Below are 18,765 nucleotides of genomic sequence, written 5' to 3'. Positions count from 1 at the left end.
ATGCTCGGCTGCCATTCCAGCGGGATTCGGCCGGGGAACTCCTGGCCCCCGTCCGCATCCCGGGGATCAATCCTACACCCAAAGTGGACCGCACCCAACGGACTTGTCCACCCATCACATCTCCTCGTTCGATTCACATTTACCGACTCTTCATCATATCTTATTGATGGCTTCCGAATGACTCACCGCCCTTTCTTCATCCGGCTCGCGGTCGTATCGGCAACCTCGATCTGTTTCGGAACTTCAGCTCTCGCGGTATCGCCGAATCCACCGTTTCCCGTGGGGCAATTGATGGCTTACCCGACGATCGTCCAGCCCGGCATCAATCCGACCCTCGTATGGTCGATCGATCTGCCACCAAACGCTGGAGACAATGACTTCACCTTTTTCATCCGACAGGAAGTTCTCCCCGACGGAGCTACTTGGGATTCCCCGGTCGGCCGTTCGGGAGAGACACTTTCCCACTATGCCGTCGACCCGGGCGGAGCGCGCTTCGAGCTATGGGCGGTGGAGACGGCATCGGCTGAAGCGACGCTTTTGGACCAGACCGTGGCCGGTTCCTACCTGCCCATCGCCAAGGTCGAGATCCGCTCGGAAGATCCCTACCGGGTTCTTCCGCGCACCCGTGCGGACCGGCCGTTTCACGTGGATGTCATCGTTAGCGGCCTGCTCGGCGATCCGGAGGCTCCCGCGTCGTCCAAAAGCGTCACGATGAGCCGTCACGTCCAGTCCTACGGCACCACGGGAACGGGCAGCGATCTGGATCGCAGCCAGGCCACCTTGCTCTCCACTTCCTCCCTCGCCGCCAACGGCACCACCACTTTCACCTACGCCCTGCCTTCGGTCCCGGGGGACGACAAGGCGCGGGGTGAGGAACGCCTCACGATTTCGACCCAGCCGGACGAGTACTTCCCGGAGTCGGTCATGGATTCGCAGTTCATCCAGATCTGGCCGGTGGCCGACGGCGGGATCGGGGGCATTTCCCAAGGACAGGCGATCGGAGCGGAACTGCCGCAACTCACGCTGACCCTGAACGACCTCTACCCCAGCTCCACCACCTTCGCGCAGGTTTACAAGGGCAGGCCACAGGAAGGCGTCACGGGAACCATCGTGCCGGGCTCGACGGTCACGATCGACGATTCGGTCCCGGCCGACCGGGTCGTCACCGTCGACGACTACGGATCGGTCTTCGATTCGGGCGGGCTGTGGACGATGGAGCTGGTCACGCAAACCCCGTTCGGGACGGATCGCCTTGCCTGCGTCAGCTTCACGGTGCACCCGCTCGGCGTGACCCTGGAAACCTGGCGGCAGGCCTACTTCGGCAGCAGCGACAACACCGGAGATGGCGCGGATCTCAACGACTTCGATCACGACGGCATCCCGAACCTCATCGAGTACGCCTTCGCCCTCGATCCGCAGGAAGGCAGCTCCAACCTCCTGCCGGCACCCCATCGATCCGCAAGCGACTGTTCCTTCGACTTCACCGCGCCGGCCGGTATCTCCGATGTTATCTACGGAGCGGAGTGGAGCACGACGCTTCTACCCGAAAGCTGGACATCGATCGCTGACAGCGGTGTGCCGCCGGGGCATCACTTCAGTGTCCCCACCGGCGACAAGCAGAGGCTCTATCTGCGGCTGAAGGTGACGGTGCCGGAGTAACCCACCGGGGCCTGACAGCACGTTCCGAAGGAAGGCGTAGCGACTTGTTCCCATTCCCCATTACGATGAAAACCCTGCTTTCCTGTTCCCTGCTCGGCGTGTGCCTCACATTCGCCACGATCTCGAATGCCCAGGAACCGACAGCGGATCCCAAGGGGGCCTTCGGGCGCAAGATCGTCCTCGGCCCGGACGACAAGGCGGCGTTCGATCCTCCGCCGGCCGATTTCAATATGAGGAGGGACGACATCCCCCACGGGCGGCTGGAGATGGTGGAATACGATTCCAAGAGCGTCGGCACCCGGCGCAAAATGCAGGTCTACACGCCACCCGGCTACACCCGGGAGACGAAGTACCCGGTTCTCTACCTGCTGCACGGCATCGGCGGGGACGAGACGGAGTGGCAGCGCTTCGCGAAGGTCGACGCCCTGCTGGACAACCTGATCGCCGACAAGAAGGCGATGCCGATGATCGTGGTAATGCCGAACGGCCGGGCACAAAAGAACGACCGGGCGGAAGGCGATGTCTTCGCCGCGGCGCCGGCGTTCGGGGCCTTTGAGGCGGATCTCTTCGGCAGCGTGATTCCGACGATCGACGAGCGCTACGCCACGCTCCCCGATCGCGATCACCGCGCGCTTGCCGGCTTGTCGATGGGCGGCGGGCAAACGCTGAACTTCGGCCTCACCCACCTGGACCAATTTGCCTGGCTCGGTGCCTTTTCCGCCGCTCCGAACACCAAGCCCCCCGCCACCCTGGTGCCGGATCCGGCCGCTGCGAAGAAGCACTTGAAGTACTTCCTGATCACCTGCGGCAACCAGGACGGGCTCATCAACATCAGCCAGGGGATGCACGCCTTCCTGAAGGAAAGCAAGGTGCCTCACGTCTGGCACGTCGACGGGCAAGGACACGATGGCGTCCACTGGGCGAGCAGCCTGAACGAGTTCGTCCAGCGGATCTTCCGCTGACCGGCGGGCCGGCCCGAGAATGGATCCCGAATGAACGGGGGAAGGCGGCAGCAGCCGACCGCGGCATTGACGGCGCGGAGGCCAACCGCTTCGCTGGGGCGTGTTGTTGGCCCGTTCCCGGCTGATCTGGTTTCTCTTGCTCGCTAGTGCGCCCGCTGGCCGCGGTGAAGGCCAGGGCACGGAGTATACGGTGACGGCGTTCGAACTCGGTTGTTCGGTCAGCCGCTGGGACCAGGAAGACGGGCTGCCCGACACCCGCTTGCTCGATCTCGTGCAGGCGGCCGACCGCAGCATCTGGGTTGCGACGTTCGGTGGGATCTACCGCTTCGACGGCGTACGGTTCACGCCCTTGCCCTTCCCCCCGGATGATCCGCTCCCCGAGCCCGAGGCCGTCTGGGACCTGATGGTGGACCGCCAGGGTGCGATCTGGGCCGCGACCGGCTACCGGATCTACCGGTTCCCGCCCGATGGCGGACCCGCGCAGCGGTTGGGCGGCGATATCAAGGGTGGCTGCAAGCAATTGCTGGAGCGCGCCGACGGGTCGATCTGGCTGATCACCGCAAACCTCGAGCATCTGTGGGCCTCGCGCTTGGCCGGGGATCGCTTCGAGGACGTTTTTGAGGTTCCCGCGGGCTACTATCCTAGGGACGCACGTGAAGATTCCACTGGAGTCGTCTGGATCTCGCTCACCGACAGCCACCTTTACCGGATGGACGATCGCGGACCGGCGGAAGTCGAGATCCCCGGCGCGGTTTTCCCGGGCGGTTTCGTCCGCCGCCTCGATGGCAGGACACAGTGGATTGGCAGGACCGCGCTTCATGATCCGGGCAAGCCGGATGCACCGGTCGAGGCAAATTTCGGCCCTCCCGATGGCCCGCACCACATCTTGTCCGGCGTCGAGGACGACCACGGCGTGATTTGGTTCGGCACCTGGGGAGAGGGACTCTGGACCAGGCGTCCGGACGGCCGGTTGGCGCGCGTGACGAGCGTGCGGACCCGCCTGCCAAAGGAATGCGATCAGGTCATGCTCGACACCGAGGGCCGGGTGTGGGTCGCCACCGACGGCGGCCTGCTGAGATTCCACCGCGGCGAGTTCCTCCCCTGGCTTGCGATCGGACCCGAGGAGTCGATCCCCGCGGCATCGGTCGCGGAAGACACCGACGGCGGCTTCTGGTTCCTCGCCGGTTCGGGCGCCTTCCGCCAGCAGCCGGGAGGGATAGTGCGCGCACTGCCCGGCCCAAGGGATCGCTTCTACACCCAGCTATCGCCCGCTCCGGATGGCGGTGCATGGTGGATCGGCAATGGCCTCCAGCTGATCCGAACCAAGGAGCAGGAAAGCAACGTCATCCCCGCATTCGATCCTTCCGATCGCATCACCAGTCTCGTCGCGACGTCGGAGGATGGCATTTGGTGTCCGTCCATCCAACGCACGCTCCGCTTGGTCGGAAACTCCATCGAATCCGTGCCTCACCCCGAGACCGGACAATCGTTCACGGTTCGCGGAGCAGTGGCGGCCGCGGACGGCGGGATCCTGATCAGCCCCGAGAGTGGTGGCATCTGGCACTATCGCCATGGCACATGGAACGCCCTGCTCGGGGGAGATGACGCCAAGCGCGTCTTCCCGCTCGTCGTCCCCGGAGCCGACGGAAGGATCTGGGTCCGGACCGGGCCAACCACGGTCGCCTTGCTTGAAAACCAAACGCTCCAGTCCATCCCTTTGGATCTGGGCCGGGAGATCGTTGGACTGGCCGAGGACCTCGACGGGGGACTGTGGATCCAGCAGCGGAACGATGGGGTAAGCTGGCTGCCCGCGGACCACCTCTCCCGCCTCCTGACGGGCGACACCGCCGGCATCTCACCGGTCCGCTTCGGGCGCAACGAAGGCCTGCCTTCGTTGTCCACCACCGGCGACGCGCGCTGCCTGAGCCGCGATTCCTCCGGCCGCATCTGGGCCGCAACGATCCACGGGTTCGCGGCGATCCGGCCGGGCGACTGGCAGGCAAGCCACGAACGCTCGTTGCCGCCTCAGCCGGACATCGGGGAGATCCTTGGAGACGACCAAACGCTCACCCCCGAAGCGGACGGGGTCGAACTCCCGGCAGGCGTCCAGACGTTGCAACTCGGGATGTTCGCCCTGACCCTCGATGATCCCGCCCACACCCGCTACCGCTACCGGCTCGACGGCTTCGACCGCGGCTGGTCCGAAGTCACCGGCCAACAACACGCTCTCTATCGCCGCCTCGCCCCGGGCGACTACGTGTTCCGTTTCAGCGCGGCGAACCGCTTCGGCATCTGGAGCGACGAGAACCCACCGCTCCGCGTCCACGTCGCCCCGCTCTGGTGGCAGCGGCGTTCGATCCAGTGGCTGGGCGTCACCCTGCTTTTCGGCCTCGCGGGCGCCGTCGTGTTCGGGCGCCTCCGCAGCGTGCGCCGGCGGAGCGAGATGCTCAGCGAGTTTTCCCGTCGCTTGCTCGCGACGCAGGAAGACGAACGCAAGCGCATCGCCCACGAGCTCCATGACTCGCTCGGCCAGGACCTGCTCGTCATCAAGAGCCGCCTCGACATCGGCAACTTTGAACCCGCGGCGCTGTCGGGATCGGTGGCCGGTGCCATCCAACAGGTGAAACAGATGTCGCGGGAGTTGCGCCCGGCGCTCATCGACCGCGTCGGCCTGCGCGCCGCGCTGGCGGCGAAACTGGAGGAGGTCTCGGACGCCACCGGCCTGCCCATCGAAGCCGACCTGGGAGAAATCGACGGGCTGCTCGACGACGAATCTTCCCTGAGCCTCTACCGCTTGGTGCAGGAGGCGCTCAACAACATCGTCGCCCACTCCGACGCGAGCGAGGCGCGGATTTCGGCGCAAGCCACCCGGGAGACGCTGGAGTTCCGCATCCAGGACGACGGCCGCGGCTTCAATCCGGACAAGCTACCGCCCTCCAAGGCCGGTGGTCTCGGGTTGCGCGGGATGGCCGAACGCGTGAACCACCTGCGCGGACGTTTCGATTGCCAATCCGCGCCGGGCGAAGGCACCGTCCTGCGCATCCAAATCCCCCTCCACAGGCCATGACCAAACTTCGACTCATCCTGGCCGACGACCATCCCGTTTACCGCCAAGGCCTGCGCATGATCCTCGAGTCCGCCGGAGACCTCGAGATTGTCGCGGAAGCGGGCGATGGCGAGGAGGCGGTCGCGCTGGTGCGCCAACATCAGCCCGACGTGCTGCTCCTGGACGTGTCGATGCCCAAGCTCGACGGCATCGGGGTCGCCCGCTGCTGCCGGGATGAGAAACTCGGCACCCGTCTCGTCTTCCTGACGATGCATCAGGAAGAACAACTGCTGCAAACCGCGCTGCAGTTCGGCGTTCGCGGCTACGTGCTCAAGGAAAGCATCGCCGCGGAAATCGTCGAAGCCGTCCGGGCGGTGGCGCGCGGCGACGAGTATCTCAGCCCGCCGTTGGCGGCCCTGCTGATGAAGCGGGCCCGGGCGAGGTTCGACTTCCAGCGGGAGACGCCGGGCCTCACCGCCCTGACCGGTGCAGAGCGCCGGATCCTGCGGCTCATCGCCAGCGACCGCACCAGCAAGGAGATTGCCAATGATCTCGGCCTCAGCGTGCGCACCGTCGAGAACCACCGTTCGCGCGCCGCGCAGAAGCTCGGCCTCAGCGGCGCGCATAGCCTCGTGAAGTTCGCCTTCGAGCACCGCGATGAGATTTAACCCATCTTCGCCACAGACAGTTCATGGAGGTGCCACAAGAAGCATGGTCCGCCCGAACCGCTTCGAACGAAGTGTTCGTGCGGTTTCCCCTGTCGGCCGTGCCGTCGCAAATCCAGTGGCGGCAGGCCGGCGCGGTCGGCGGGGCGCGCCGCCATTCATGGATTCCTCGAGTTCTGGAACACTTGGCGTGCAAAGAGTTTCGGCACGAGAGTCGTGTCCGCTTCGATGAGAACCTCGTCGATGCCGTAGCCTTCGAAGTCCGTGCCGTAGGCGTCGTCGTGGATCGTGATCTGGACGCCGGAGCCGGCGGTGGCGGGATCAAGCCAGGTGGACAAGTCGAAGCTCACCTCATACGTGGGTTTCAGGGAAAGGCCCCGGTCGCTTCGGCGAAACGAGATCGTCGTGGTATTTCCGCTCACGGTGATCACGCCGAGTGCCTCCGGCGAGGAACTGACCGGACTCAGCGCGGTCAGGAAGGCGAGGCCGTTGCTAATGCCGTCGTGATTCGGGTCCGCATCGATCCCGATGATCGCGGGATCCGTTTCGGCGGGGAACCACGCCTGGATCCACTGATCGTAGGGCCAGACCGGGGCCACGCGATCGAGGGCTTCGTAGGCTCCGAGATCGATGTTCACTCCGCCGATCCGCTTGCTGCCGGCAAGATCGGTGGATTCGGAGTTGAGCGAGTTGTCGCCCTTTTCGAAGACGGGGGAACCGAAGTAAAACCGGAAGTCACCGGCCACCGAGGGTGCGGTGGTCGGATCGAGCTCCTGAATGAAAGCCGGGTCGTTGCCGGGAAGCGTGCCATCGACGTTGGCCGTGCCCACACCGGTCAGGTCGATGAACTCGGCCAGCGTGTTCTGGTAGCTCGTCACGCCAACGGTGGCGTCGCTGATCGAGTGGCTGTCGCTGGTCGCTGCTCCGGTTGCGAGGTTGTTCCAGACGAGCGTGTTCTTCAATGAGCAGGTGCCGCCATTGATCCGCAAGCCGCCGCCGTTGCCCGAGACCCGGTTGCCGGAGAAGGTGGCGTTGATGAAGTCGAAGGTGCCCGCCGGTCCGGTGACGAAGGCGCCGCCACCGTCGTCGGACTTGTTGCCGCTGAAGAGGCAGTTGGTGGACGTCAGGGCGACATTGTAGAGATACAACGCGCCGCCGGTGCTGCCGGTCTGGTTGCCCCTGAATGCGCAGTTGGTGAGCGTCAGGATGGTGCCGTCCGATCCCGCCACGGCACCGCCACTGGCCACGCTGGAGAGTGCCTGGTTCTGCGAGAAGCTCGACCGCAGCGCCACGAGCGAGGACCCGGTATCGAGACGGATCGCACCACCGCCCACTTTCGGGACCGAGGCGGTGTCGGGGCCCGCCGAGTTCTGGTCGAAGAGCGAGTCCTCCACCTGGAGCGTGCCAACGGTGATATAAACTCCGCCTCCGGAGAACCCGCCGGTGTTCCCCGCAACGGTCGCCTCCCGCAGGGTCAGGTTTTCGCGGCTGTAGATTCCGCCCCCGCGTCCGTTCTCGGAATTGATGCTGTCGAAGATCGAGTTGCCGCCGGTGACGATGAGACTGTCGAGAAGAATGGACTGCAGGGTTCCGTCGTCGCTGTCGTCGATGGTGAGAACGCGTCCGTAGCTGCCGTTGATCGTGAGAATGGTGGGATGGCTGACGGGATCCTGACCGGCGAGGCTGCTGCCCCCTGCCGGGAAGCCTCCCCGCAGGTTGACCGTGTTCACGATCGGGAATCCCTCGGTGGCACTCAGCCCATCCCATGGGCTGGCGGGTGAGTAGGTGCCTTCGGCGATCCAGACTTCATCGGGGCGGTCCGCACTGGTGGAGTTCACCAGCGCGAGCGCGGGGTCGAGGGTCGTGAACGCGTCGGTCCAGGACGAGCCGTCATTGGCGCCGGTGGCGCTGGCATCGACATAGACCAGGCCCTGGCGCTCGTAGGCACCGATGTCGACCGCGGCACCGAGGATCCGAGGGTTGCCCGCGGCATCGACGAGATTGCGTGAGTTCACTTCCTCCGACTCTCCCGCGTCGACGAGGGGTGAGAGGGGCGCCACCCGGAGATCACCGGCAGTGGTTGGCGCGGTGGCAGGATCCACCGGGATGAGGAACTGCGGATCATTGGCCGGCAGGGTTCCGTCAAGGTTGCCGTCGCCGGCCGGGAGATCCATGTGTTCAGCCAGGGAGTTGAGGTAGAAAGTAAACGAAGGAACGGAGCCGCCGATCGACGCCGAGGCATCCGCCGCGGATCCGTTGGCGGAGTTGTTCCAGACCACGGTGTTTGTCAGACCAAAGAAACTATTGGCGCCCTGGACATATATGCCTCCACCGTCACCCGAAGCGGCATTGCCGGAGACGGTCGTATTAAACAGGAAGAACGCTTCCGCTCCCGTTCCGCTCGAATCGATGGCACCTCCCGTGCCACCTGCCCGGTTGCCGGAGAACACACTGCTGGCAAAGTCGGCCGTGGTATTGAAGAGGCAGGCCGCTCCCCCGTTGCCCGTTCCTGCGGCCTCATTTCCGGTGAAGAAGGAGGAGAACGCGTCAATGGTCGCGGAATCCATATGCAAGGCTCCACCCGAGCCCGCGCTTTCGTTGGCGCTGAAGCGGCTGGCGTGAACGCTCAAACCCGAATGGTCGGATGCCGCAAGGCCACCTCCGTTGCTCTGCGAGAAATTCTGCTCCACGGTGCAATGCTCGAGGCGAAGATCTTCGGTCGTCACAATCCCTCCGCCTCCACTGCCGTCGTCGGCATAGCCGTCCCGGATCACCAAGCCGTCCAAGAGAACGACGGTTCCCTCGAACTCGTCGGCCCATGCGATTCCGTTGTCGATTCGCACGACGTGGTAGACGTTGTCGCTGGAAATCCCGGGCGAACCGATGTCCCCCGAGAGGATCGTTGGATTCGCCTGAGGATCGCGGGCGGAAAGCGCGGCTCCTCCCGCGGGAAAGCCACCGTAAAGCGACAGGCTGCGTGTGATCGAAAAGCTGTCGCTCCGCAGGGTGCCCGGTGTGTAGGTGCCGGCGGCAATGTAGTAGGTGCCGTCCTTGATCTGTGCGGCGAGGGCTGTGGCCAGGCTCGTGTAGGCATTTGTCCAGGAACTGCCGTCGTCGGCTCCGCTGGCGCTGGCATCCACATAGACCGGTGCCACCGTCTCGATGGCCCCGATGTCGATCACGCTCTGGGCGATGCGTGGGTGCCCATCGGCATCCACCGAATCGAAGGAACTCGCGATCGGGTTGGCCGCGTTGCTGCCCTGATTCACCACCGGGGAATCGAGCGGCACTCCACCAGCCACGTCGTTGAAGCGCGGGTCGTTCGCAGGGTTGGTTCCGTCCAGGTTCCCGGTGCCTCCAAGCGCGGCGGTCGAGGACCCCTCCACCAGCGAGTACGAGACGGCTGAGGTGGCGCCTGCCGACACGCGGTAGTTGGCCCAATCCGGATTCAGGGGAGAGAGCACCTCGTTCCCCCAGATCAGGGTGTTGGCCATTACGAGATCGACGTTCAAGCCGACTGCCAATCCGGCACATTCGGCCCCGGCTTCGTTCCCCGCGATGGTGAGGTTGATCAGTTCTAAGGCGATTGGAAGGACTCCAGCGCCATCGACATGGAGTCCGGCAAAGCTGCCGCCGCTATTGTTTCCGGCAATGACGCAATCAATGAGGGTCGCGGCGTGGCGTAAGATCTCCACACTTGCGCCGCTTCCAATGCTTTCACTGAAACTTGAGTTGTCGGCAAATCGGGAGTGGTGAACGGTAAACGGAAAAAAGGACAAGGCATCGACATGCAGCGCGGAGCCAGTCCCCTGAGTCTCGTTGTTCTCGAAAGTGCAAAAATCAAAGAGGGCTCCGAAAATGGGGGTGAGTGCCGCGACGGCCCCGCCGCCGCCCTCCGCGTAATTTTCCAAGAATCGCACATTCACGATGCGAGGACTGGCGTTGTCGAGGAGCAGGCCGCCCCCGTAAGTCCCGTCGGTCGTGCTGGCATCGTCCGCATGTCCGTGGCGGACGATGAAGCCGTCCAACGTCGTGGCCGAACTCGCGTTCACGATCCTCACTACGTGATGGGCGTCACCGGAACTCTCATAGCCGTTGTTATCGATATCCCCGCTGAGAATGGCGCGGTTCAGCTCGAGGTTGCGCTGCGAAAGGTCGGTCTCGCCGCCCGCGAAGCCGCCGTAGAGGGCCACGAAGTCGCCGAGGACAAACGAGGCGGAGCGATTGGTGCCGGAGTCGGTCTTGTAGGTCCCGTCGGCCACCCAGATCTCGTAGTAGGCGGTGGGAACCATGGTGCCCAGCGCATCCTGAAGGGACGTGTAGGCGTCTGTCCATGAGGTGCCGTCATTGGCTCCGGTTGCCGAGGCGTCCACGTAGATCCGGATCTTCGAGACGGTCACCGTGCGGGTCGCGGTGCTCGTTTGCGCCCAGGCATCGGTCGCGCTGTAGGTAATCGTGTAGGAATTCGGCACGCTGGTGTCCACGCTTCCGACGCCGCTGACATTCACCGTGAGGCTCTGGCCACCCCCGTCGGTCGCAGTGGCTCCCGCATCCGTGTAGGTACTGAGGTAGGGAACCGTCACACTCGTGCTTCCGGTCACCGTGATGGTGGGAGGATCCGGCAATTCGACGATCAGGTTCCGGAGCGCACTGCTCGTCCGTCCCCAGCGATCGGTGGCGCTGTAGATGATCTGGTAAGGCCCGGGGATGCTGGTGTCGACGGCGTCGAGACCGCTCACGTTGACCGTGAGGCTCAGGCCACCTTCGCCGGTCGCGGTGGCTCCAGCATCCGTGTAGGTGCTGAGGTAGGGAATCGCCAGGGGGGAGCTTCCGTTCACCGTGACGGTGGGTGGAGCCGGCAACTCGACGGTCACGTATCGGATCGCGCTGCTCGTCCGTCCCCAGCGATCGGTGGCGCTGTAGGTGATCTGATAAACGCCGGGCGTGCTGGTGTCCACGTTTCCGACTCCGCTCGCGTTGACCGTGAGGCTTTCTCCAAGGCCGTCGACGGCCGTCGCACCGGCATCGGTGTAGGTGCTCAGATAAGCAATCGTGACATTGCCACCGTTGATGGTGATCGCCGGAGGATTATTCACAAAGATGGAGCCTTTTAGGTAGACGATTTCGCCATTCCGGTCGTCCCGTTCCCCCGTAAAGGATTGGAGGTTTACAATCCCGGGGTGGACATAGCTGCCGCCGCCGCCTCCCTGGTGCGCGGCGGACGAACCTCCATCGCTCCCGGATCCACCGCCGGAGTATCCGCCGCCACCACCACCTCCGGTCACCGTGCTGGACGCCGACGAACCCGCCCCGCCTCCGCAACCCCATCCACCTTGCACGCCATCGGTGCCGGCCTCGCCTCCGAGGCCACCGTTCGGCGAGCCCGCTCGTCCTCTCCGGGCGGCAGCAGCAGGTGATCCATCGCTCAGCCATCCCCCTCCGCCCGCACCGCCGCCGCCCTGGCCATCGACCCCTCCGCTGGTGGTGTCGGTGTCCTGCCCGGCGGTTCCCGTCTGGCCATCCCCGCCACTCCTGTAATTGATGTCCAGCCCCGTCCAATCCTTGACCGCACCCCCGCCACCGCCGGCAATGACAAGCGGCACCCAGGTGCTTCCGGGATCGGGGGACTTGTAGAGGATTCCCGAGCCTCCGCCGCCACCCGCTCCCCTGGATTCAAGCCAGGCGGGGGAAATGCTCTGTCCCTTGACTCCAGGCAAGAAGCGCAACTGGCCACCTGGTTGGACAACATCACCCGGTTCGTAGCCGATCTGGATGAGCCCGTAGATCTGGGCGCCGGCGCCGCCCTTGGCATCAACAGGATCGACCGTGCCCCCGTCCGCTCCCTCGACAAGAAAACTGAGATACTCCGGCCACTGGTCGGTCGGGATGTCATAGGTATAGCCCGACGCACTTCGCGGGTTGTTGGCATCGATGCCTTGGGCTTGGAGCGTGATTTCAACGCCCGAGTCTCCCGGGAGGTTCTCGGCCGGCGCGGTTGATGCGAGTGCCAGCACGGCAAGTGCGTGGCAGATGAATTTTTTGAGCGGCTTCATGGAGTGGATTCGAGTTGAGAAGAGCGGATGCAATGGATCGGGCGATCAGGTGCTTTCACTGAGGAGCGCGCGCAGGAAGCCGGTGGGCGGGGTGTCGTCGTCGAGGAGGAAGGTCCGGTATTCCCAGTCGGGCGTAGCGTCGCCGTCGATGTCGCGGAGGGCAGGCAGGCCGGCGGAGTCGGCAGGTACGAGTTCGAGGACCGGCTTGGTCCAGTCCTGGAGATTGCCGCTGCCCTGCATCGTGTATCTCAGGTCATCGGACAAAAGGATGGCCACCGGGCTGGGGCTGCCGCTGAAGACGGCGCCCCTCCGCACCGGAAGCGTGAATGCGAAGCGCGGCCCGTTCCCTCCATCGACGAAGCGATAGCGGCGCTTGCCTTCATCGCTGCCATCACCGAACGGATCGGTGTCGAAGGCGAAGTGCTCCCGGTTCTGCTGGCCGTCGTGGTTCGGATCGGCGTAGCGGCCTTGATCCATGCTGGAGATGAGGCCCATGCGAAGTGCCCAGCCCTGGTAGGTATTGGTGATGGTGACTGCCAGCAGGGTGCCGTCGGCGCCGGTCGCTCCCGGGATGAAGATGAAGTCGTTGTCGAAGCTGCCGGTTTGCGTTCCGTTCTTGGTGAGAACCCCCGCCGCGTAGAGCTGGCGCAGGACGCCCTCGAATGAGGGAGCGTCGGATTCGCCGTCCGTGGTTCCATCGTCGGTCCAGGTCTTGCCGTCCCCTGTGGTATCGCTCCATTCCGACCAGAGCCGCATGCCGAATCCGCCGCCGCTCGTGTCCGAGGTCAACCGACCGCCCGTGGCAATGTCGATGTGGACGGTGTGGGTGACCCCCGCCGGCGCATCGCCGTATCCGTCATAGACCCAGCTCGCGGGGAAGGTGACGTGCCCGGCTGATCCGATCCTGAGCGTCGAGTTCACCGAGCGCGGGGTGAAGTCGCCGGAATCGAAACCCAACTCGAGTTCCCCGGCGGACAGGGTGAGGCTGCCGTTCACGGTCAGGGAAGTGACCGCGCCTTCCTTCGAGGCCACTTCAATGATGGAGGCGGCGGTCATGGCATGCCCGGCGACGATGGTCGCGGCGTGGGTGCCGTCCTTGGTCACGGGAACGACCCCGAGGTCCCAGTTCGCTCCGGTGTCATAATCGCCGCTGGCCACCGACTGGATCGCGGTGAGGTAGCGATTCTCATAGGCGCCGATATCCACGGCGGCGCCCCAGTTCCTCTGAAATCCGCTTCCGCGCTGGTCGGTGACGAATGCGAGCGAGGTGTCGGGATCGATGGGGATCAGGGCATTGTCCCCGGCGTCCAGGGCCGGGCTTCCCGATTTCAGGGCGAGGGTCCGGGTGAGCCCACCGTTGTCGGCGAGGTCGGCGAGATCGATCACGCTGCTGCTGTCGACGTCTTCGAAGACCGATGCCGCGGCCACGCCGGTGATGTCGCTCAGCACGAAGCCGCTGCCGCCGGTGGCGTCGCCGATGAGGTTGTGTCCCTGCGAGGTCAGCGCCGCAGTGCCGGAAACATCCGGATACAGTCCGCCAGCGGAGATGCTGTTGCCGGCGATGATGCAGTTGCCGAGCGTGACGGTCCCGTTGATGTAGTTCAGCCCGCCACCGCGGACGCCAGCAGCGCTTGGTGTGCCGGAGAGGGCATTGGCTACCACGGTGCTGTTGACCATGTCGAGCGTTCCGGGGCTATCGATTCCACCGCCGGTCCCGAGCACGCCCGTCGCGGCGGTGGCGTTGCAGTGGTTGCCGGCCACCGTGCTGTTGAGGATGGTCGCACTGTGGCCCGAGTCATTGAACAATCCGCCGCCCGTCACCTTGGCGATGGAACTGGTGGTGGTGACATCGATGACGTTGCCGGAGATCTCCCCGCTGAGAAAGGTCAGCGCGCCCCCGTTGAAAATGCCGCCCCCGCGGCAGGTGGGCGCCAGGTGGTCGATCACGATCGTATTCCCCGCCACCCGGCTGTTGCGAAAGCTCGCGGTGCCGCCACCTATGTTGCAAACCCCACCGCCAATCATCAGGGCCGTGTCCGCATCGATGGTTTCCAGGGAGTTGTTCTCCACCACGCTGTCAGTGAAAGTCAGGGTGCCCTCGCTGTAGATCCCGCCCCCGTAAAGCAGGGCATCGACACCGGTGATCACCAAGCCGGTCTGGTCGACTCTCGCACGGTTTCCCGAGATGACCGAGCCGTTGCGGATGGTGAGGGCCCCCGTCGCATGGATTCCCGCTCCGGAGGCGGTTCCCGGCACGTTGACGAAGGTCTTCGAGAGCAACTCGTTCTCGGTGACCGTGCAACCGTCCAGCACCGCGGAACCACCCAATGTGCCGACCGTGAAGAGTCCGCCACCCCGGGTGGCGCAGGCCTTGACGGTGCCGTTGTGAATGCCCTCGCAAAAGTTGTTGCTGAGCACCGTGTTGGTGAGGCTGAGCGTTCCTTCGTTGTAGATCCCGCCGCCGAAGCACGTCGGCCCCGCCTGATAGGTGTATCCCCGACACCAGTTGCCGGAGATGTTGCTGTTGGTCACGGTGAGGGTGCCCGTGTTGAAGATTCCCCCGCCATCGAGCCTGGCGTTGTCCGTGCTCATTTCCTCCGCCCGGCAGTTCACGATGCTCACCGCATCGAGGGTCAGCGTGCCGAGGTTCAGGATTCCTCCACCCATCTTTCCCCAGGGCTCCTCGTGCGTGACCACCTGATTCTTGCCGTTCGCGATCGTCAGGCCCTCGATCTCCGCCACCGTCGCCTTCCACACGACGAATCCGCGGTAAAATCCGCCACCATCGATCGTCAGCTCGTCCGCGCCGGGGCCGTTGATGACGGTGTGCCCCGTGTCGAGGATCAGCTGGGTGGTCAGGCTGATCGTGCGCGGCGTGCTGAAGAAGGCGGCGTCGAAGTTGATCGTGTCGACGGGATCGCCGCTGGCATTGGCATCGGCCACCGCCTGGCGCAGCGAGCCGGCCCCGGAGTCGTCGGCATTGGTGACGGTGAAGGTGGCCGCAGGGGTCGGCAGCGTGGCGATCGCGGAGATCACGATGGCCGTGAAGAGGGTTCGGGAAGTTTTCATGGGGAGGACCGGGTTCCGTAAGCTGCCATCGACACTAGCCCCCAACCGCGGTTTCCGGCCAGAGAGGCACCCACTCATGCGGCTGAGTGGAACTACCCAGTGATCGCCTGAGTAGGACCACCCATAAGTCTGAGTAACCGCCCGGGTGGCGTGGCGACCCAGGCTCCGGCACAGTTCCCGTGAATGAGCTCCGGTTCGCCCCATGCCACCCGCATCCCGCACGACCATGTCTTGCTGGTCGATGACCACGCGGGCTTCCGGCGGGTGGTGGCCGAGTTGCTCGGCCTGCGCGACGGCTCCTTCCACGAAGCCTCGGACGGGAAGGAAGCGATGGATTACTGCCACCAGGTCCGGGGCGCACCCGATCTGATCCTCATGGACCTGGACATGCCGGTGATGGACGGGCTTGCCGCCACCCGGGCGATCCTGCGCGACTCGCCGTCGGCCCGGATCGTGATCCTGACCCAGCACGACGACCCGCGTCTGCGCCAGGCGGCGCTCGAGGCCGGCGCCTGTGTCTTCCATTCGAAACTGGCCCTCTCCGAGCTTCCCGGAATCCTCTCGACCCTGCCTCCGCACCGGCCCGAATGACCCGACGCGGTTAGGCCAGGCCCGGAATGGTCCGCCCGATCAGGGTTCCTCCGCATCATCGGGATCGGGCGCAGCGGCCTCCCCCTGCCCGCCCTCCTTCACCCGCGTGAAGAACTCGCGGCCATTGATCTCGGCAATGCCGTCGGAGAGCGCGACCGAGTAGCGGTCCTTGCCATCGAACTTCAGGACGGCGAAGGGCTGGGCGTCGAGAGCCGCGTTGTCGAACCTGGACTCGATGACGATCTGTGACTCGGTTTCCCCGAGGATCCGGTAGGTGAATCCGGTGGTCGACTCCGCCAGCGCCAGCTCAGCGCCCTCCTTCGTCGGCACCTTCATCGGGTCCATCCGCAGGCTACCGGACCCGTCCGGCTTGAAGGTGACCGTGGCCCGGCCGAACATCAGGCCGATCATCTTCCGCTGGAACTCATCCAGCTTGGCGTGCTCGTCGAGATAGGCCCGGGTGGCCTCGCCGTCGGAACGCCAGGAACCATGGAGGGCGGAGGGTTTGTCGTCCGCACGGGCGACCTGCACCAGGCAGGCGAAACAAAAGAAGCGGAGCATCGTCATGGGTCGGGGTCGTCAGGGCTCGGCCGGGCGCTGCGGGCGGATCCCCGCGTCACCAACGTTCGGTCACGATTTCGATTCAATCCCCCCGGCTGGCGGGCGTCAATTACTCCAGGTCGGACTACGATGGATCTAGTTGTTGCGCTTCGGTTGAGCCTTCCCGCGTTCTGACGAACGTGCCTACGGATCAACGGTGCGCTGCGGTCTTTCCAGGTTATGCCGTAGGCGCGCTGGTGACAGCGCGGAGGTTAGCCGCAGGTCGCGATCCCAGCTTTCCGCGTTCCAACGAACGCGCCTACGGAGGGAACTGCCGGGCAAAACACCCGCCAAAGAGTTAGATGCCGCCTCGATCTAACTTTTTGACTCCCAGTCGAAAGCCTCCATTTTCGCCGCGGCCCAAGGCCAAAACACCAACCAATACAATCAATATCGATTAACTGATCATCTTTGAAAACGACAGACAGATGTTGCCTCTATCCCTTCTGCCATGCCGGTTCATCGCTCCCGCGATTTCTCTCTTTTGTTTCAAAATGTCGCCCGCATCCCGCGGCGACGAAAAGCCCGGCAGCGAACCCGCTGCCGAAATCAGCCCGGGCCTCGTCAAGGCCGCGCGGATTGCCGAATCCAACGCCCGTTCCAGGCCCACCCACTATTGCTGGCGCTACGTAAAACGCGCACTGCTTGCCGCCAAGGTGGTCGATAGTTATCCGGACGGCGTCTCCGCCAAGTATGCCGGCTCGGTGCTGACCCGCGACTTCGGCTTCGTGAAGCTCGACGAGGTCAAGAAGCCCGAGGATGCCCCGGTCGGCGCGGTGCTGGTCTACGGCGGCGCGGGCCACGGCCACATCGAGTTCCGCACCGAAAAGGGCTACGTCAGCGACTTCAAGACCGCGAATCACTCGAAGCGCCCGCTGACCGGCGTCTACGTGAAGCTCGAGGAGCCGGAGCCCGTCGATGAGCCCGCTCTCGCCTGGAACGATGCCCTGGGAGCCCTGGAGACCGAGTGGGAATCGCTGCGGGAACGCTGGGACGGCAGGATCCCGGGATGCTTCCCGCGGTTCCAATCCCACCGCCACGGATCCGCACTTTGATCGAACAGGTCTCCGCCTTCCCGTTCATCGGATCATTCTCCGCTACCGACCCGGCCTCCCCGACTGCGGGGCCAATGGAGCAATCGCGGATTGAAGCGGGGGCGGGGACTTTTCATCCTCGCCCCTGCATGAAGCTTCACCTGGAACCTGCCGAGGAATCGGAACTCCTGGATTCGATCCAGCGCTTTCTCTCCGAAGAGCTGGAACTCGATGCCAGCGAACTCCAGGCGAGGATGCTGCTCGGCTACATCGCCGGGGAGATCGCTCCCTTTGCCTACAACCAGGGGGTCGCGGACGCGAAGCGCCACTTCCAGCAGGCGAACGAGGAGTTGGACGGCACCTGCTTCGAACAAGGATTGACCTACTGGGACAGCTCCGGAAGGCATGGGAAACACGTACGGAGAAAGCCGTAGATCCCGTCGCGACTTCGCCATCCGGCAAAAGCCCCGCACTTCCTTGCTGTTGGAGCTATCGATGGTGATCGGGGCGCAGCCGTCCACCACCACGGCCGTAGCGCCGGCCCCGGCATCGAGCCCAGTTCGCCCCCCCTTCTCCCCGGTTCAGAGGATAGCCGGATGCGGAACGTTCGCCAAAGCTGGCGGATCCGCATGAAACCACTGCTTCTCCCCTCGATCCTCGCCGCGCTGCTGTCACCCGCCCTCGCCCAGGGGTCCTGGCAGGACATTTCCGCCAGCGTCCCGGGCACCTTCACCGGAACCAACAACATGGGTCCACTGCTGGCCCATGGCAGCGAACTTTATCTGCTCGGTGCGACCGGTATCTACCGCTCGTCCGACGGCGGCGACACCTTCACCGCGCTCAACACCGTCGCAGGGACCGGCAGCTACGACCTCGGGATCGCCTCGCTGAACTTCGTCGAGGCCGCCGGCGGCTACATCTACGTCGGCAGGGATCCCGGCAGCCTGGCCAACAACAACGGCTACACGCCGATGCACCGCCTGAGCCCGGGGGACACGCAGTGGACTCAGGCGTCGCAGACCTACCTGCCGGACAGCGCCACGGGCGACACGGTGGAGGGAATCGCCTACGATGCGACCACCGGCA

At 64.7% G+C, this 18,765-nt stretch carries 11 protein-coding genes; 8 read left to right on the top strand and 3 right to left on the bottom strand.

Annotation, left to right across the window (positions count from 1 at the left end; all coding sequences use genetic code 11):
* Positions 1 to 291 precede the first annotated feature (291 nt).
* The 4 genes from IG178_RS12275 to IG178_RS12260 all read left to right on the top strand — a co-directional run bounded on the left by IG178_RS12275 (position 292) and on the right by IG178_RS12260 (position 6,335).
* Entirely contained in the window at positions 292 to 1,659 is a 1,368-nt protein-coding gene (locus IG178_RS12275) for a hypothetical protein (protein WP_193212850.1), read from the top strand.
* Positions 1,660 to 1,724: 65 nt separating this feature from the next.
* Positions 1,725 to 2,621 (top strand): alpha/beta hydrolase, encoded by an 897-nt coding sequence (locus IG178_RS12270; RefSeq protein WP_193212849.1) that lies wholly within the window; start codon positions 1,725 to 1,727, stop codon positions 2,619 to 2,621.
* A gap of 100 nt (positions 2,622 to 2,721) precedes the next feature.
* On the top strand, positions 2,722 to 5,688 hold the full coding sequence (locus IG178_RS12265; protein WP_193212848.1) for an ATP-binding protein: 2,967 nt from the start codon (positions 2,722 to 2,724) through the stop codon (positions 5,686 to 5,688).
* Complete coding sequence (locus IG178_RS12260) at positions 5,685 to 6,335, top strand: response regulator transcription factor (RefSeq protein ID WP_193212847.1); 651 nt, start codon at positions 5,685 to 5,687, stop codon at positions 6,333 to 6,335. Before IG178_RS12265 ends, IG178_RS12260 begins: the two co-directional genes overlap by 4 nt.
* 155 nt (positions 6,336 to 6,490) lie before the next feature.
* On the opposite strand, the gene IG178_RS12255 is transcribed toward IG178_RS12260, so the two are convergent.
* Together IG178_RS12255 and IG178_RS12250 are read right to left on the bottom strand one after the other, a co-directional pair.
* On the bottom strand, positions 6,491 to 12,385 hold the full coding sequence (locus tag IG178_RS12255) for a DUF5011 domain-containing protein (RefSeq protein WP_193212846.1): 5,895 nt from the start codon (positions 12,383 to 12,385) through the stop codon (positions 6,491 to 6,493).
* Positions 12,386 to 12,430: 45 nt separating this feature from the next.
* A complete protein-coding gene (locus IG178_RS12250; protein ID WP_193212845.1) occupies positions 12,431 to 15,454 on the bottom strand; it encodes a choice-of-anchor Q domain-containing protein in 3,024 nt (1,007 codons plus the stop codon).
* A 183-nt stretch (positions 15,455 to 15,637) separates the two neighbouring features.
* On the opposite strand from IG178_RS12250, the gene IG178_RS12245 reads away from it, so the two are divergent.
* Positions 15,638 to 16,045 carry a response regulator gene (locus tag IG178_RS12245; RefSeq protein WP_193212844.1) on the top strand — a complete coding sequence of 136 codons (408 nt, stop codon included), beginning with the start codon at positions 15,638 to 15,640 and terminating at the stop codon, positions 16,043 to 16,045.
* Between the two features lie 39 nt (positions 16,046 to 16,084).
* On the opposite strand, the gene IG178_RS12240 is transcribed toward IG178_RS12245, so the two are convergent.
* Positions 16,085 to 16,612, bottom strand: a complete 528-nt coding sequence (locus IG178_RS12240) for a hypothetical protein (RefSeq protein ID WP_193212843.1) — start codon at positions 16,610 to 16,612, stop codon at positions 16,085 to 16,087.
* 527 nt (positions 16,613 to 17,139) lie between these two features.
* Between IG178_RS12240 and IG178_RS12235 the strand changes: the two genes are divergently transcribed.
* The 3 genes from IG178_RS12235 to IG178_RS12225 all read left to right on the top strand — a co-directional run.
* Complete coding sequence (locus IG178_RS12235; protein ID WP_193212842.1) at positions 17,140 to 17,700, top strand: hypothetical protein; 561 nt, start codon at positions 17,140 to 17,142, stop codon at positions 17,698 to 17,700.
* Between the two features lie 128 nt (positions 17,701 to 17,828).
* Positions 17,829 to 18,113: a DUF2164 domain-containing protein gene (locus tag IG178_RS12230; protein WP_193212841.1), complete on the top strand. Its 285-nt coding sequence runs from the start codon at positions 17,829 to 17,831 to the stop codon at positions 18,111 to 18,113.
* A gap of 195 nt (positions 18,114 to 18,308) precedes the next feature.
* On the top strand, positions 18,309 to 18,765 hold a 457-nt coding region (locus tag IG178_RS12225; RefSeq protein ID WP_193212840.1), incomplete at its 3' end, for a beta propeller repeat protein.

The organism is Neoluteolibacter marinus (assembly GCF_014904755.1).
Taxonomy (GTDB): domain Bacteria; phylum Verrucomicrobiota; class Verrucomicrobiia; order Verrucomicrobiales; family Akkermansiaceae; genus Haloferula; species Haloferula marina.
This window is presented reverse-complemented; position numbering and strand designations above follow the sequence as displayed.